12 protein-coding genes are annotated in these 17,867 nt (G+C 26.6%); all 12 read left to right on the top strand.

Annotation, left to right across the window (positions count from 1 at the left end):
- Window positions 1–160 precede the first annotated feature (160 nt).
- Window positions 161–376, top strand: coding sequence for a 30S ribosomal protein S21 (rpsU, locus tag GII40_RS01880; protein ID WP_226813159.1), 216 nt, complete (start codon window positions 161–163; stop codon window positions 374–376).
- Window positions 377–593: 217 nt separating this feature from the next.
- Window positions 594–2,342 (top strand): DNA primase, encoded by a 1,749-nt coding sequence (gene dnaG / locus GII40_RS01885; protein WP_226813160.1) that lies wholly within the window; start codon window positions 594–596, stop codon window positions 2,340–2,342.
- Window positions 2,343–2,599: 257 nt separating this feature from the next.
- A complete protein-coding gene (gene rpoD / locus GII40_RS01890) occupies window positions 2,600–4,420 on the top strand; it encodes an RNA polymerase sigma factor RpoD (protein ID WP_226813161.1) in 1,821 nt (606 codons plus the stop codon).
- A gap of 1,663 nt (window positions 4,421–6,083) precedes the next feature.
- The gene (locus GII40_RS01895; protein WP_226813162.1) at window positions 6,084–7,238 is read left to right on the top strand and encodes a phosphoglycerate kinase; all 1,155 of its coding nucleotides are present in this window, start codon (window positions 6,084–6,086) and stop codon (window positions 7,236–7,238) included.
- Between the two features lie 121 nt (window positions 7,239–7,359).
- On the top strand, window positions 7,360–8,439 hold the full coding sequence (gene fbaA / locus GII40_RS01900) for a class II fructose-bisphosphate aldolase (protein ID WP_226813163.1): 1,080 nt from the start codon (window positions 7,360–7,362) through the stop codon (window positions 8,437–8,439).
- 2,457 nt (window positions 8,440–10,896) lie between these two features.
- On the top strand, window positions 10,897–11,286 hold the full coding sequence (gene tusD / locus GII40_RS01905) for a sulfurtransferase complex subunit TusD (protein WP_226813164.1): 390 nt from the start codon (window positions 10,897–10,899) through the stop codon (window positions 11,284–11,286).
- Between the two features lie 9 nt (window positions 11,287–11,295).
- Window positions 11,296–11,655 carry a sulfurtransferase complex subunit TusC gene (gene tusC / locus GII40_RS01910; protein ID WP_226813165.1) on the top strand — a complete coding sequence of 120 codons (360 nt, stop codon included), beginning with the start codon at window positions 11,296–11,298 and terminating at the stop codon, window positions 11,653–11,655.
- 15 nt (window positions 11,656–11,670) lie between these two features.
- Complete coding sequence (tusB, locus tag GII40_RS01915) at window positions 11,671–11,958, top strand: sulfurtransferase complex subunit TusB (RefSeq protein ID WP_226813166.1); 288 nt, start codon at window positions 11,671–11,673, stop codon at window positions 11,956–11,958.
- A gap of 138 nt (window positions 11,959–12,096) precedes the next feature.
- Entirely contained in the window at window positions 12,097–12,471 is a 375-nt protein-coding gene (gene rpsL / locus GII40_RS01920) for a 30S ribosomal protein S12 (RefSeq protein WP_226813167.1), read from the top strand.
- 100 nt (window positions 12,472–12,571) lie between these two features.
- Window positions 12,572–13,042 (top strand): 30S ribosomal protein S7, encoded by a 471-nt coding sequence (gene rpsG / locus GII40_RS01925; protein WP_226813168.1) that lies wholly within the window; start codon window positions 12,572–12,574, stop codon window positions 13,040–13,042.
- A gap of 93 nt (window positions 13,043–13,135) precedes the next feature.
- On the top strand, window positions 13,136–15,250 hold the full coding sequence (gene fusA, locus GII40_RS01930) for an elongation factor G (RefSeq protein WP_226813169.1): 2,115 nt from the start codon (window positions 13,136–13,138) through the stop codon (window positions 15,248–15,250).
- 69 nt (window positions 15,251–15,319) lie between these two features.
- The gene (gene tuf, locus GII40_RS01935; protein ID WP_226813170.1) at window positions 15,320–16,504 is read left to right on the top strand and encodes an elongation factor Tu; all 1,185 of its coding nucleotides are present in this window, start codon (window positions 15,320–15,322) and stop codon (window positions 16,502–16,504) included.
- The last annotated feature ends 1,363 nt before the right edge of the window (window positions 16,505–17,867 follow it).

Here is a 17,867-nt window from a genome sequence, read left to right on the forward strand (position 1 = left end):
TATTGTCAAAATTAATGCATGATGACTAAAAATATAAATTTGTGGACATTAACTTAACATTGCTTTATAAAACAATGTTAAGTTAATATAAATTTAATGTTATCTGAAAACTTTAAAAAGTTAGTTCATTACAGATCAATTAATATCGAGGTAAAAATTAATGCCAGTAATTAAAGTACGTGATAACGAACCATTCGATGTAGCTTTACGGCGCTTCAAACGTTCATGTGAAAAAGCAGGTATTTTAGCGGAAGTACGTCGTCGTGAATTCTATGAAAAACCAACTACTGAGCGTAAACGAGCTAAAGCTTCCGCAGTTAAACGTTATGCTAAAAAATTAACTCGTGAAAATGCGCGTCGTACCAGTTTATATTAGATGATTATGTATAAATTAAGCTCGAATAAATAATATTATATAATATGTCTGTTTTATATAATCCAGATATTTTAAAGTTTTATCTAATTAATAGCAATATAAATAAGAAATGCTTTTAAAATATACAAATATTATATACTTATTATTAATATAGTTAAAATTATTTAGTAATTAGCATTTCTACATTTGTAAAAACAGTAAGGTAATCTAAATACCTATGGTAGGACGAATATCGCGTTTATTTATACAGGATTTACTACACAATATCAATATTGTTGATCTTATTAATACGCGCATTCAACTAAAAAAAAAGGGCAATAACTATCATGCTTGTTGTCCATTTCATAACGAAAAAAATCCTTCATTTATCGTTAATCAAGATAAACAATTTTATTACTGTTTTGGCTGTGGGGCTCATGGTAATGCTATTGATTTTTTAATGAAGTATGAAATGCTCGATTTTATAAAAAGCATCGAAGAATTAGCAAATATCACAGGTCTTAAAATTCCTTTTGAGGCAGGAATAGAAAGCCATAAAACAACAATTCATAAACGTCAACTTATATATAAGTTAATGAATGATCTAAGTGAATTTTATACACAAGCATTATATCAATCAAATAATAAATATGCACATCAATATTTAGTAAAACGTGGATTAAACCAAGAAATAATAGAGCGTTTTTCTATAGGATACGCACCTCCTGGTTGGGATAATATTCTTAAAAAATTTGGTTTAAATCTAAATATTCGTAAAGCACTAGATGCTGCGGGAATGTTAATTAATAATGATCAAGGCCAAATTTATGATCGCTTTCGAGATAGATTAATATTCCCTATTCGTGATAAAAGTGGTCGAATTATTGCTTTTGGTGGCCGCTCTTTAAATAAGAATATTATACCAAAATATATTAACTCTCCTGACACTGATATATTTCATAAAGGACGTCATTTATTTGGATTATATGAAGCATATAAACATTGCTCTATATTCAATAGTATATTAGTTGTTGAAGGTTATATGGATGTTATAACTCTAGCGCAATATGGAATTACTTATGCTTTAGCTTCTCTAGGAACTGCTACTACATTAGAACATATTCAATTAATGTTTCGTATGACTGATACAATTATCTGCTGCTATGATGGCGATAATGCTGGACGCAAGGCAGCATGGCGCACACTAAACAAAGCACTACCGTTTTTATATGATGGTAAACAGTTAAAATTTATGTTTTTACCTAATGATGAAGATCCAGATACATTAATACGTAAAGAAGGTAGCACAATCTTTCAACAACGTATTGAGAAATCTCAATCACTATCATCTTTTTTGTTTGATATGTTGATACCACAAGTTGATTTAAGTACTCCTGATGGTCGTACTAAGCTTAGTGCTTTATCTTTACCATTAATTGAACAAATACCAGGTATGACTTTAAGATTATATTTACGGCAGTTTTTAGGTCAAAAAATAGGTATTTTAGATGATCAAAAACTTGATAAGTTGTTACCAAAACAAATTAATGAAAAAAAAAAATACCATAATTTTCAGATAAAACGTACTAATATGCGTATGCTCATAGGATTATTAGTGCAAAATCCATTTTTAGCATCTGAAGTAAATACATTAAATAGTTTTAAAGAATACAAATTACCTGGATTAGCATTATTTATTGAAATAGTTGAAACATGCTTAGCACAACCAGGATTAACAACTGGTCAATTACTTGAATTATACCGAGATAATAAATATATTAAACAGCTTGAAAATTTAGCAACTTGGAACCACATGATTATTAAAGAAATGGTTCACAAAACATTTCTTGATACATTAAGTAGTATTTATGACTCTATGCTAGAACAACGTCAAGAAAAACTTATTGCATTAGATCGTATTAAAGGTTTAAGTGCTAATCAACGACAAGAATTATGGATACTTAATCAAACATTAGCTAAAAAATAATGACTCATAATAACTAATAAATATATTTCTTTTTAAGAATATTTTGTTTATATTATTTATGTATAAATGTTTATTTCAAACAATAAAGTACTTCATTTAATGTTTTAACATGCAACAAAGATTATATAAAATGCATAGAAAAATAATTTTTTTTTTCCTAAGAATAAAAAGAGAATACATACTTAAAAAGTATTCATTATTGTTAACAGTGATACTGCTTAACGTCGATTTAAACTATAAAGTATGGATATTGTCTTATGGAGCATAACTCAGAGTCACAGTTCAAACTTCTTGTTACTAAAGGTAAGGAACAAGGCTATCTTACCTATTCTGAAGTCAATGATCATTTGCCGGATGATATAATCGATTCAGACCAAATAGCAGATATCATTAGAATGATTAATGACATGGGCATTCAAGTGCTGGAGAAAGCACCTGACGCTGATGATTTAATGCTAGCAGAAAACATTGATGATGAAGATGCTGCCGAAGCAGCTGTACAAGTATTATCAAGTGTAGAAGCTGAGATAGGAAGAACTACTGACCCAATACGTATGTACATGAGAGAAATGGGCACTGTAGAACTTTTGACTCGTGAAGGAGAAATAGATATCGCTAAACGTATCGAAGATGGTATTAATCAAGTTCAGCATTCTGTAATTGAGTATCCAGAAGCAATTACATACTTACTTGAACAATATGAGCATGTTCAAGCAGAAGAAGCTAGTTTATCTGATATTATTACTGGTTTTGTAGATCCTTATGCAGAAGAAGATTTAATACTAACAGCGACTAATATTGGTTCTGAGTTATCTTCAGAAGATCTGCATGAAGATGATGGAGACGAAGAAAATACAGATGATAACAATATAGACCAAGAGTTAGCACAACAAAAATTCTCTGAATTACGTGAACAATATGCAAAAACACATATAGCTATTAAAACTTATGGTCGTAGACATGCAATAGTAGAAAAAGAAATACTAAATCTTTCAGAAGTATTTAAACAATTTCGTTTAGTACCAAAACAATTTGATTATCTTATTAACAGTATGCGTCATATGATGGATCGGGTACGTACTCAAGAACGTTTAATTATGAAATTATGCGTTGAACAAAGTAAAATGCCAAAAAAAAGTTTTATTACTTTATTTACTGGCAATGAAACTAATACGACTTGGTTTGATGCTGCGTTAGCCATGGCCAAACCATGGGGAGATAGGCTAAAATATGTACGTGAAGATGTTGAATATAGCTTAAATAAATTACATGAAATAGAAGAAGAAACTGATCTTACGATCGAACAAGTAAAAGATATAAATCGTCGTATGTCTATTGGTGAAGCAAAAGCTCGTCGTGCAAAAAAAGAAATGGTTGAAGCTAACTTACGTTTAGTCATTTCTATTGCTAAAAAATATACTAATCGTGGTTTACAGTTTCTAGATTTAATTCAAGAAGGAAATATAGGGTTAATGAAAGCAGTTGATAAGTTTGAATATCGTCGTGGTTATAAATTTTCAACTTATGCAACATGGTGGATTCGTCAGGCCATTACCCGTTCTATAGCAGATCAAGCACGTACTATACGTATTCCTGTACACATGATTGAAACTATTAATAAACTTAATCGTATTTCTCGGCAAATTTTACAAGAAATAGGACGCGAACCTACACCAGAAGAATTAGCTGAACGTATGATGATACCAGAAGATAAAATACGCAAAGTATTAAAAATAGCTAAAGAACCTATTTCTATGGAAACTCCTATAGGTGATGATGAAGATTCACATTTAAGTGATTTTATTGAAGATACAACACTAGAATTACCATTAGATTCTGCTACTTCAGAAAGTTTACGTTCTGTAACTCGTGATATTTTATCTGGCTTAACAACACGTGAAGCTAAAGTATTACGTATGCGTTTTGGTATTGATATGAACACAGACCATACTTTAGAGGAAGTGGGTAAACAATTTGATGTAACTCGCGAACGTATACGTCAGATAGAAGCAAAAGCACTACGCAAACTACGTCATCCAAGCCGCTCTGAAGTATTACGTAGTTTTTTAGACGATTAATTTTATGTTATAGTTTATTAAAAATAATGGAATAAGAAATATATTAAAATTATTTTTATTAGATAAAGTATATATTTTATATATATCTATATATATTAATGTACTATATAATGAGTAATGTATTAATATATATAATATTTTATTAATATACAATATGATATTAAATATATAAAGAACGCGTATTAAGAGCTATTAACTTAATATAAGTTAAGTTATTTAATAGTAAATTATATAATTAATTATAATAATATTTTGTTATTTAGTTTTTTATTATATTTTAATAATAATACTAAAATTAGTAGTTTTAATTATAATGATTGAATAATATATAAATATTTTTATATTTATTTTTATTAAAAATAAATTATTATATGATAATTATAAAATATACAATCAAATTTATTTAATATTTTGTTATTTTTTATGTTATTATTTTATATATAATATTAGTTGATTTATTTAATAGTACTAATTATGTAAATTAATATAATTAATACATAATATTGTAATTGTATTTATTATAGTTATTATTTTATTTATAAATATTAGTCAATATTTATGAAATAAATAAACTATTTTTATAAAAAATTATTTGTTTTATTATATTATATTAATATAATATTTATATGATAAAAATACAATAATATATATTATATTAATATATATAAATTAAAAATTAACTATTAATATATATTATATTGATGATTTTATTATAAATTAATAAATGCTAAAAATATATTATAAATTATAAAAATTATTTAGTATGTCTATATAATACAAAGATCCTTATATAACAGGAAGAATATTAAGAAATTACTATAAATAATAAATATATAATATGTTATTAAATATTAAATGAGTTATAAATTATAATTGTTTTATGTATGATAGTATATAACTAATTAGTAAGCATTATATTGTAATAAATATTTCAAATATATTCTATGACTCACAATATTAATTTTACTATGATTTAAATCATGATGAGATAATAATAAGAATATTTATACAACTAACATCTTAATATATATAAGATAATCTTTAATGCATTCAAACTATATGTATACTGAATGATAAAATAATTCTTTATTTATTATATAATATATTTAATGTTATAATGACTATATATGAAATATATAATCATATAACCATGATAATACAAAATTATTATTCTTTATAGATCTAAAAAAATTATTATCTACATTAAACATATTATTATTAATGACTGAGAAAGTATAGTGCTAGCACGTTATCGAGATAAATATTAAATATATCTATTAATGAATAAAATTAATGTAAATGTAATGGTTTAGTAATCACTTATCATTAATAATGATAATTACTTATAAAAATATAAAGCATGTAAAAATAAAAAGATAAAAGAACATTGATATAAAAGACTGCATTAAATTTTGAACATGACTATAATAATAAGTATTGTATTTTATAAGATATATACTTGTATAAATATGTGATACTTCACAAGTAGTCAATACTCTTTAATAAGAAACTCTATAGATAAATTAGTTTATTATAAATAATAAATTAGTTTTAATAATTATAATATTTTAAATATTCTAAAAAATTACAATAAAAATAAATAACTTTTTATGATATTACTATAGTCATAAATATTTTTAAAAAATGTACTAGAGGATCTATTATGCATATGATTCAAATGACCGATTTAAATTTAGCTGGTAAACGTGTTTTCATCCGTTCAGATTTAAATGTTCCAATAAAAAATAATAAAATTACATCAGATGCACGTATACGTGCATCGTTGCCAACTATCGAATCCGCTCTTAAGCAGGGAGCGTATGTTATGGTAACTTCTCATCTAGGACGTCCTACCGAAGGGCAATATAATACAGCATACTCTTTACTACCCGTAGTTAATTATTTAAAAAAATATTTAAAATTACCAATTCGTTTAATACAGCATTATCTAGACGGTGTTGATCTTATACCAGGTGAGTTAGTGATTCTAGAAAATGTTCGTTTCAATAAAGGTGAACAGCAAAACGATGATACTTTATCTAAAAAATATGCTGCACTATGTGATATTTACGTAATGGACGCATTCGGTACTGCACATCGTACAGAATCTTCTACTCACGGTATTAGCAAGTTTGCTCCGGTTGCTTGTGCTGGCCCACTGTTATATGCAGAATTAGTAGCACTAAATAATATAAAACGTCCAATAATTTCTATAGTTGGTGGTTCTAAAGTTTCTACTAAACTTAATTTACTAGATGCTTTATCTAAAATATCTGATAAGATAATTGTTGGTGGTGGTATTGCTAATACTTTTATTGCCGCTCAAGGATACAATGTAGGTCAATCTTTATATGAAATAGATATGATAGAAGAAGCAAAAAAATTATTAACTACTTATGATATTCCAGTGCCAACTGATGTACGTACTGCTACAGAGTTTTCTGATACTGCGATTGCAACTATGAAAAATGTAAAAGACATTAAAGATAATGAACAAATTTTAGATTTGGGAGATGTTTCTGCACATGCATTAGCTAAAATTATAAAAAATGCAAAAACAATTTTATGGAATGGTCCATTAGGAGTATTTGAGTTTCCTAATTTTTGTCAAGGAACTAAAATTATTGCTCAAGCTATTATTGAAAGCAAAGCATTCTCTATTGCAGGAGGTGGTGATACGTTAGCAGCTATTGATTTGTTTGGCATTGCAGAAAAAATTTCTTATATTTCTACTGGAGGTGGTGCATTACTTGAGTGTATTCAAGGTAAAAAATTGCCAACTGTAGCTATATTAGAAGAACGTGCTAAATTGTTATAAATTTATATAATAATTAGAATCTTTTATTATGTGATTAATAAAAATATTTTATAAAATTTCTTATTATAATTAATATCATATAATTAAAATTATTTTTACCTAGTAATAGGACATATGTAATATGTATAAAATGTTAGATTATATTAAACCAGGTGTGATTACTGGTGATAATGTTCAGAAAGTTTTTCAGATAGCTAAAGACAAAAAATTTGCATTACCTGCAGTAAACTGTATTGGTACAGATTCTATAAACGCAGTGATGGAAGCAGCTGTAAAAATGAATGCTCCTGTTATTGTACAGTTTTCAAATGGTGGTGCTGCATTTATTGCCGGAAAAGGTATACGTACTAATCATGCTCAAGATGCTGCTATCTTAGGTGCTATATCTGGAGCACATCATGTCCATCAAATGGCTAAGTACTATGGTATTCCAGTAATAATACATACTGATCATTGTTCTAAAAAACTACTTCCGTGGATCGATGGTCTTTTAAATGCTGGCGAAAAATATTTTATAGATACTGGAAAACCACTATTTTCTTCTCATATGATAGACTTGTCAGCAGAACCTCTCGAAGAAAATATAGATCTTTGCTCTAAATATATGGCTCGTATGTCTAAAATAGGAATGACATTAGAAATTGAACTAGGTTGTACTGGTGGAGAAGAAGATGGAATAGATAATAGTAATTTAGATAGTGCTATATTATATACCAAACCAGAAGAAGTAGAATATGCATATACTAAACTTAATGCAATAAGCCCACGTTTTACTATAGCCGCTTCTTTTGGTAATGTCCATGGAGTTTACAAGCCAGGCAATATACAATTAACTCCAAAAATTTTACGTAATTCTCAGGAGCATATTTCTAATAAATATTATTTGCCGCACAATTATTTAAATTTTGTATTCCATGGAGGTTCTGGTTCTACTATTGAAGATATTAAAGAAGCTATAAGCTATGGCGTCGTTAAAATAAATATTGATACCGATACCCAGTGGGCAACATGGCAAGGTATTATGAATTATTATAAAAACAATATAGAATATCTTCAAAGTCAATTAGGTAATTCTCATGGAACAGATCAACCTAATAAAAAATATTATGAACCACGTGTTTGGCTGCGTGCTGCTCAAATTAGTATGATTGCTCGTTTAGAAATTATATTTAACGTATTAAATTGCAAAAATATTTTATAATTATTATTAATAATATTATCTATTTTATTTATATATTTATCTTATTTAAGATATATAGTATATTAAAAGAATAGCATGTGTTATATACAATGTTAATTAAGATTTAAAAAATTAATATAATAAAAAATATTATTTGATTTGTAAAATTTTTGGTTTAAATAGTATCTACAATAGATAGATAATTACTACTAATAAAATAGTATTTTTAACTATATAATGTTGTTTTCTAAAAAATACTTATATAACCAATATACCAAATAGTTTTAGAAAAAAATTTATGTCATGTGATAATCTTACAGACTGTATTAATTTGGATAAAGTATTTAGTTAATACAATAATAATAAAATCTTATTGGCACTGTAAACATTATTTATAGATATAATTATTTAAACTTATTAATTAAGTTTTGTTTAATACTTTAATCAGTATAACTAATTTAAAAGCAATATTATCTAGTATAGAACATGTATTCTATATTAGATAATTAATAAAAATTATCTTTTAGCAAAAAAAGATTATATTAATATACATATAATATCAAGATAAATACTAAGATATAATTTATTATAAATATTAATCTAAAAAGATTATTTATTAAATAATATATTTTAATTGAACAACACAATAACTTAGTAATCAGTAATTTATAGAAAATACGATAATAATTAATTTATTTTATTTTAATATGATGGATTATCTGAAGTCTATACTTATTATTAATAATAATCTATATATTAATTAGTTATTTAACTATAAAAATATAGTATTTATTTAAAACATTGCATTAATTTTTAATTAGATTAATATTTTATATGTATATGAATATACTTCAAAATATATAATATAAAAATATTTTTTTATTATATTATTATATATATGAATATATAACTTATGTATTAGTTATAAAATCATAATACATTTATTAATAATATAAAAAATATTAATATATTATAGAATAATAAAGATGCATATAGCAACTTATAATTATTGTTATAAACAATAATAATTCAATAAGCTTGCTCTACTTATTAATATTATACTATTATAATTAATTTATATTATTACTATTCTATAGTATAGAATTTTATAATAGTTGATAAATGTACAAAACATTGATATATTAACTCTCTATAGAGTACTATTATTATATATAAAATAAGTTATACCTATAAAGGTATATTATTAATAATCAGGCATTTATATATATATTTTAATTATTTTATTAAGTTATTATAGTATTTGAAAATATTTAATTTTTCTAGAAATAAAAAATTAATTAAATAAATAGTAATATTTGATTTATATTCAATGACTGTCAGTCAGTTATATTAATAACAATGACTGACAATCAGCATATAACTTATAAAATAGATAAAAAACATTCATACAATATATAATAAAAATTATGCTTTTCAAGATAAAACATTGTTATAATCACTAATTAATAAAACAAAATATTCAAATCACTAAATAATTATTATATGTACAATATATAAGTAAAGATGCTATAATCTATTATGGTGATTAGTTAATAATAAGTATCATTCAATAAAAGTAAATAGCAAAATATTTTTATATAAAAAACTTATAATAATTATTTTGTTAAAAATATTTATATAGACTTAATGAATCTATATAATATGATACAACTAATATATTTAATATAAATATAGTATAAGAATACTTAAACTAATTAAATCATTATATATTACTAATATTTATTAGTTAATATATCAAATAAATTTTGTTAAATTATTAAACGTAATAATACTATAACTTAATACAAGTTTTTAAAAACATTATTATAGTCATGTAACCTTTGATAGTATCTTGTAATATATTTTATAAAACAAATAAATACTATTTTGTATGTTATTACAAAAAATAAATTTATTTATGTTATATTTATATATTTAATAAGTTATCAACTATTGTAATTTATAGATATAAACAGTAACTATTTAATTCTATTTTTTAAAAACAAATAATTTATTATATCTAATAATTTTATATTAAAGATATTTTAAGAATGCATGAATAATAATAGATTTCTATAATATAGAAAAAATTAATAATTTAATATTATTATAGATAAAAATAAAAAAATACAGAATAAATAATCAATAGCTATTACATAAAAATATAATGTTTATTGCAATAAGGTAACAAAAATTTAATATAATAAAAGAGTACTTTATTCTAGATAGAAATAACATTATAGTATACTATATATTAATAATTATATTATTTATGTTTTCAGATTATCAAATAATATGTTATAATAATATTGATATATTTAATATATTAGAATGTAAATTTAAACAACAATAATTCTGTTATTTTATTTAACATAAATAATCATATAAGTTGTACAATATTTATTTTATTGCAGTATCTTCATGGATAGTACATTTTAATTAAATGAATAACGATAATATGCAAGGTAACGATTACTTATGTTAAGTTATACTCTTTTAGTAAACGGCCCAGCATATGGTACTCAGGCCGCTAGTAGTGCTTATCAATTTGCACAAGCAATTATTATGAATGGATATCGTTTAATTAGTATATTCTTCTATCGTGAAGGTGTAACAAATGCAAATAAACTGATATTCCCAATAAATAATGAATTTAATCTTGTATGTGCATGGTATTCTTTTGCAAAAAAACATGATATTAAGCTTTATGTTTGTATTATAGCTTCTTTACGTCGTGGTATAATTTCTTATAATAAAGATACTAACATTAGTCTGACACATGATAATATACATGATGGTTTTATATTAAGTGGTTTAGGATTATTAATGGAAGCAATGCTAAATAGTGATCGCTTTTTACAATTTTAAAGACATTGTATGAAACGTTTAGCTTTTGTATTTATACAATCTCCTTATACAACAAGTGCAGGAAGAGAAGGATTAGATACTCTTCTAGCAGCTTCTGCGTTTTGCAAAGATATTCGAGTATTTTTTATAGGTGATAGTATTTTACAATTACTACCTGATCAAAAACCAGATAAAATTCTTTACTATAATTATACGGCAACCTTTGCTGTTATGCCACTTTATGATATCGTAGATATTTATATATGTTTAGAATCACTATATGAAAGAGGTCTACAAGATTATAAACATTGGATAACTAAGGTTAAGATACGCAATGCAAAACAAATTCGACAAGATCTTGAAAAATGCAATGTAGTTCTAACTTTCTAGCTAGGAAAATTTTATATGTTACATACAATAACAAAATCTCCTGCTATAGCAGATCTTAAAACCTTTTATATTATGGTCAAAAAGAATGATGCTATTGTATTACTACAGGACGGTGTATTGTACGGATTAAAAAATACTTATGCTCTTCAAAAGCTTATGTCTATTTCTATATTTTTATATGCTTTAAAGGTAGATGTTTTGGCTAGAGGATTAAGTAATAAGTTTTCAGTTAATATTGTACTTATAGAATATAAACATTTTGTTAATTTAAGCGTAAAACATCAACAACAGTTGTCTTGGTAAAAGCTCTTTCGTATATTACTTGACACCTATTTTAGCCGTCATAAAATTTTGTATCTTTATTTTTTATTCATAGTGATATAAAATATTTATCAAAATTACTTATTAAATAATAAACAAAATACTAGGGAATTATTATTAATGACAACAATTAATCAACTAGTACGTAAACCACGTTCCAAAAAAGTTACTAAAAGTAACGTTCCTGCTTTGCAAGCTTGCCCGCAGAAACGAGGGGTATGTACTCGTGTCTATACTACTACTCCTAAAAAACCAAATTCAGCATTACGTAAAGTTTGTCGCGTACGTTTAACAAATGGTTTTGAAGTAACTTCCTATATAGGTGGTGAAGGACATAATCTACAAGAACACAGCGTAATATTAATTCGTGGCGGTCGTGTAAAAGATTTACCAGGTGTTCGTTATCATACCGTTCGTGGTGCACTAGATTGCTCTGGAGTTAAAGATCGTAAGCAATCACGTTCTAAATATGGCGTAAAAAAACCAAAAACTTAATGCTGATATGTTTAAATAAAATAATATTTTCTTAAATTTTCTATATCAAACTCACATAGTAGAGTTTCGTCCCCCCTGAATTAATACCGGAGTATTTTTTATGCCACGTCGTCGCGTTATTGGGCAGCGTAAAATTCTACCTGATCCTAAATTTGGATCAGAATTGCTGGCTAAATTTGTAAATATCCTTATGATTGATGGTAAAAAATCAACTGCAGAAGCAATTGTATATACTGCTCTTAAGATCTTAGCGGATCGTTCTAAAAAAAATCAACTAGAAGCTTTTGAAATAGCATTAGAAAATGTACGACCAGCAGTTGAAGTTAAATCACGTCGCGTTGGTGGTTCTACTTATCAAGTACCGATAGAAGTTCGTCCAGTACGTCGTAATGCTCTTGCAATGCGTTGGATTGTGGAGGGTGCTCGTAAAAGAAACGATAAATCCATGTCTATTAGATTAGCAAACGAATTGTATGATGCTGCAGAAAACAAAGGTACTGCAGTTAAAAAACGTGAAGATGTGCACCGTATGGCTGAAGCTAATAAAGCTTTTGCTCATTATCGCTGGTGATTGCTTAATAATATATAATAAATAAAACAGATCTTCAAATAAAATACCAATATATATAACGCAACTTGAAAATCCTAGTAACAGAGGAATAAGATGGCTCGTACAACACCAATTGTCAATTACCGTAATATAGGTATTAGTGCACATATCGACGCTGGTAAAACTACTACTACCGAACGTATTCTATTCTATACCGGTGTAAACCATAAAATAGGCGAAGTACATGATGGTGCTGCGACTATGGATTGGATGGAACAGGAACAAGAACGTGGTATTACTATTACATCTGCTGCAACTACTGCATTCTGGTCTGGCATGGCTCAACAATTTGAACCACACCGTGTAAATATTATTGATACACCAGGACACGTTGATTTTACAATCGAAGTAGAGCGCTCTATGCGTATTCTAGATGGTGCAGTAATGATTTATTGTGCTGTTGGTGGTGTTCAGCCTCAATCTGAAACAGTATGGCGTCAAGCAAACAAATATAAAGTACCACGCATAGCATTCGTAAATAAAATGGACCGTATGGGCGCTAATTTTCTAAAAGTTGTTAGTCAAATAAAAACACGTTTAGGTGGTAATCCAGTTCCAATACAGCTAGCTATTGGTTCTGAAGAAAATTTTACTGGTGTTATTGATTTAGTAAAAATGAAAGCTATCAACTGGAATGATGCTGACCAAGGAGTTACCTTTGAATACCAAAATATTCCTAAGGATATGTTTGTTCTTGCTGAACAATGGCGTCAAAATTTAATAGAATCAGCAGTAGATTCTTCAGAAGAACTAATGGAAAAATATTTAAGTGGCGAAGAACTAACTGAAAAAGAAATTAAAATAGCTCTGCGTCAACGAGTTCTTAACAATGAAATTATTTTAGTAACTTGTGGTTCTGCATTTAAAAATAAAGGTGTTCAGGCAATGTTAGATGCAGTAATCGATTATTTACCATCACCAATAGAAGTACCCGCAATCAATGGTATTATAGATGATCGAAGAGATACACCATCTGAACGTAATGCTAATGATGATGAACCTTTTGCCGCTCTGGCGTTTAAAATTGCTACAGATCCATTTGTTGGCAATCTAACTTTTTTTCGCATATATTCTGGTGTAATTCATTCTGGAGATATAGTATTGAATTCCGTCAAATCTACACGTGAACGATTTGGTCGTATTGTTCAAATGCATGCTAACAAACGTGAAGAGATTAAAGAAGTACGCGCTGGTGATATAGCTGCTGTTATTGGCCTAAAAGACGTCATGACGGGTGACACTTTATGTCACCCAGATGCACCAATTATTCTAGAGCGCATGGAATTTCCAGAACCGGTAATTTCTATTGCTGTAGAACCAAAAACTAAAGGGGATCAAGAAAAAATGGGCCTAGCTTTAAACCGCTTAGCGAAAGAAGACCCATCATTTCGTGTATGTACTGATGAAGAATCTAATCAAACTATTATTTCAGGTATGGGTGAGTTACATTTAGATATTATTATTGATCGTATGAAACGAGAATTTAATATTGAAGCTAACATCGGTAAACCTCAAGTTGCTTATCGCGAAACTATTAGCGTAAAAGTTATTGATATAGAAGGTAAACATGTTAAGCAGTCTGGTGGTCGTGGTCAATATGGTCATGTAGTTATAGATATGTATCCACTAGAACCAGGATCTAATGCACAAGGTTACGAGTTTATTAATGATATTAAAGGTGGTGTAATACCTGGTGAATACATTCCTGCAGTTAATAAAGGTATTCAGGAACAACTAAAATCTGGTCCACTAGCCGGTTATCCCGTAGTTAATCTTGGTGTGCGTTTACACTTTGGTTCTTATCATGATGTTGATTCTTCTGAATTAGCATTTAAATTAGCAGCTTATATTGCTTTTAAAGATGGCTTTAAGAAAGCTCAGCCAATTCTTCTTGAGCCAATTATGACTGTTGAGGTAGAAACTCCAGAAGAAAATACTGGTGATGTTATAGGTGATCTTAGTCGTCGTCGTGGAGTTTTACGTGGTCAAGAACCTAATGTTACTAGCGTTATAATTCATGCTGAAGTTCCATTATCTGAGATGTTCGGATACGCTACTCAATTACGTTCTTTAACTAAAGGTCGTGCATCCTATTCAATGGAGTTTTTAAAGTATGATGCTGCTCCAAAGAATATTGTGCAAACTGTTATTGAAGCACGTGGTAAATAAGATATTAATTGCAAATATTGATCTCGTGTTCTCTTTTCAATAGAGGACACAAAAGTAAGGAATAAAGTTATGTCTAAAGAGAAATTCGAACGTAAAAAACCGCACGTTAATGTAGGTACTATAGGCCATGTTGATCACGGTAAGACTACTTTAACAGCTGCAATTACAACAGTGTTAGCTAAGACCTACGGGGGTTCTGCACGAGCCTTTGATCAAATTGATAATGCACCAGAAGAAAAAGCTCGGGGTATTACTATAAATACATCTCATGTTGAGTATGATACTAAAATGCGTCACTACGCACATGTTGACTGCCCTGGACATGCTGACTATGTTAAAAATATGATTACTGGTGCTGCTCAGATGGACGGAGCTATCTTGGTTGTTGCAGCTACTGATGGCCCCATGCCTCAAACACGTGAGCATATACTTTTAGGTCGTCAAGTTGGTGTACCTTATATTATTGTATTCATGAATAAATGTGATTTAGTCGATGATGAAGAGCTACTTGAACTAGTAGAAATGGAAGTACGTGAACTACTTTCTCAGTACGACTTTCCAGGAGATAATACTCCTATCATTCGTGGTTCTGCCTTAAAATCTTTAGAAGGAGATAGTGAATGGGAAAGTAAAATTACAGAACTTGCTGCTACTTTGGATACTTATATACCAGAACCAGAACGTGCCATTAATAGACCATTTCTATTACCAATAGAAGATGTTTTCTCTATTTCTGGCCGTGGTACCGTTGTTACTGGACGTGTAGAACGAGGCATAGTCAAAGTTGGTGAAGAAATTGAGATTGTTGGAATTAAAGATACTGTGAAATCAACTTGTACTGGAGTAGAAATGTTTCGTAAACTACTCGATGAAGGGCGTGCAGGTGAAAATGTTGGTGTATTGTTGCGTGGTATTAAGCGTGAAGACATTGAACGTGGTCAAGTATTAGCTAAACCAGGATCTATTAAACCACATACTAAATTTGAATCAGAAGTATATATATTAACCAAAGAAGAAGGAGGGCGTCATACTCCATTCTTTAAAGGATACCGTCCACAATTTTATTTCCGTACTACTGATGTAACAGGTACTATTGAATTACCAGAAGGAGTGGATATGGTCATGCCAGGTGATAATATTAAAATGATTGTTACACTAATTCATCCAATTGCAATGGAAGATGGTTTGCGTTTTGCAATCCGTGAAGGAGGACGTACTGTTGGCGCAGGGGTTGTAGCTAAAATAATAAATTAAATTTTATACTTACATACTGTTTAATAAATAAAAGAACTTTGAATCACCTTTTATTTATCAAACAGTATGTAAGTCATATATTATATAAATATTTATAGTAAATTTCTTTAAAGTATAATTATACACAATGTAACTATTTATTTTTATTTTTATTTAGCATATCTATATTAGATTAAGATTATTGAGTAATATATTACAATATTTTATTTTTACTATTTTTAAAACATCATAAAATTATACAATAGTAATTACAAAAAATATTATAGCTTCTGGTAATTCAATATTATATACATATGTAATAATCATTTATCAAAAATTAATGCATATTTAAAATGATTTAAATATTATATTACTTCTTCTTAAGAAGAAAAATGTAAATAACAAAAATATTACGAGAATATATTATTCTAGAATATGGTTATATCATCTTGTAAATTAAATAATTTTCGCTAAATTAATAATTTTAAGAATATAAATACATTTTTTTATAAAAATTTCATATACATATTATTTATGGTATTATTACTTCTCTAGGTAGATAATAATGAATAATCTTTATTATATTACAATATAATTATAATTTATTAAGATTTATTTAATATAATTTATAACTCAAATATTCTATGTAATATAAATTAATACTTAGTTTTAATATTTTTTACAAAAATATAATTTGTGACCATTTTATATAAAATTTGTTATAAAATTATATTTTAATATATAATATATTATTAATAATCAGTAATATAAATTATATACAATAATAATATTATTATTTTGTATAGCTATTATTTAAATTTAAATTACAAAACTTATATTTATGTTATTACTATAACGTTGTAATCTAATATTATTAGACATATCTAATATATAATACTTATAACATAATGTAATTATTATTTATATATATGAACTATATCAAATATAGTAATATAAAGATATATAATTATTATTACTATAATATATAGCGGATATGTAACTATGTATTAGTTAGTTTATTCCACATATCTTTATTAAGATTTGAGTTACTTATAATATATTTTTTATCCTAAATATTACTAATTAGTAAATAATATATGGTTTGTATGCATATGTAAATATGAATATAAAATATATAGACTAATATAATACTTTAATATCTTTTATATATAGTATTTTACATATAAAAATATTTTAATACAATATATACTATAGAATATTAATTATGTACTTAATTAAGTTATACGTAATCAACATATTATAGTTGATATATATTGCTTTTATTACATTAAATATCAATAAAACATTCTTTTAGACAATTATAACATTAAATGTTTTTAAAATTATTAAATTTTATTATTATATATAATAATATATTGTCTAT

Source organism: Candidatus Profftia lariciata (assembly GCF_020541265.1).
In the GTDB taxonomy this organism is placed as follows: domain Bacteria; phylum Pseudomonadota; class Gammaproteobacteria; order Enterobacterales; family Enterobacteriaceae; genus Profftia; species Profftia lariciata.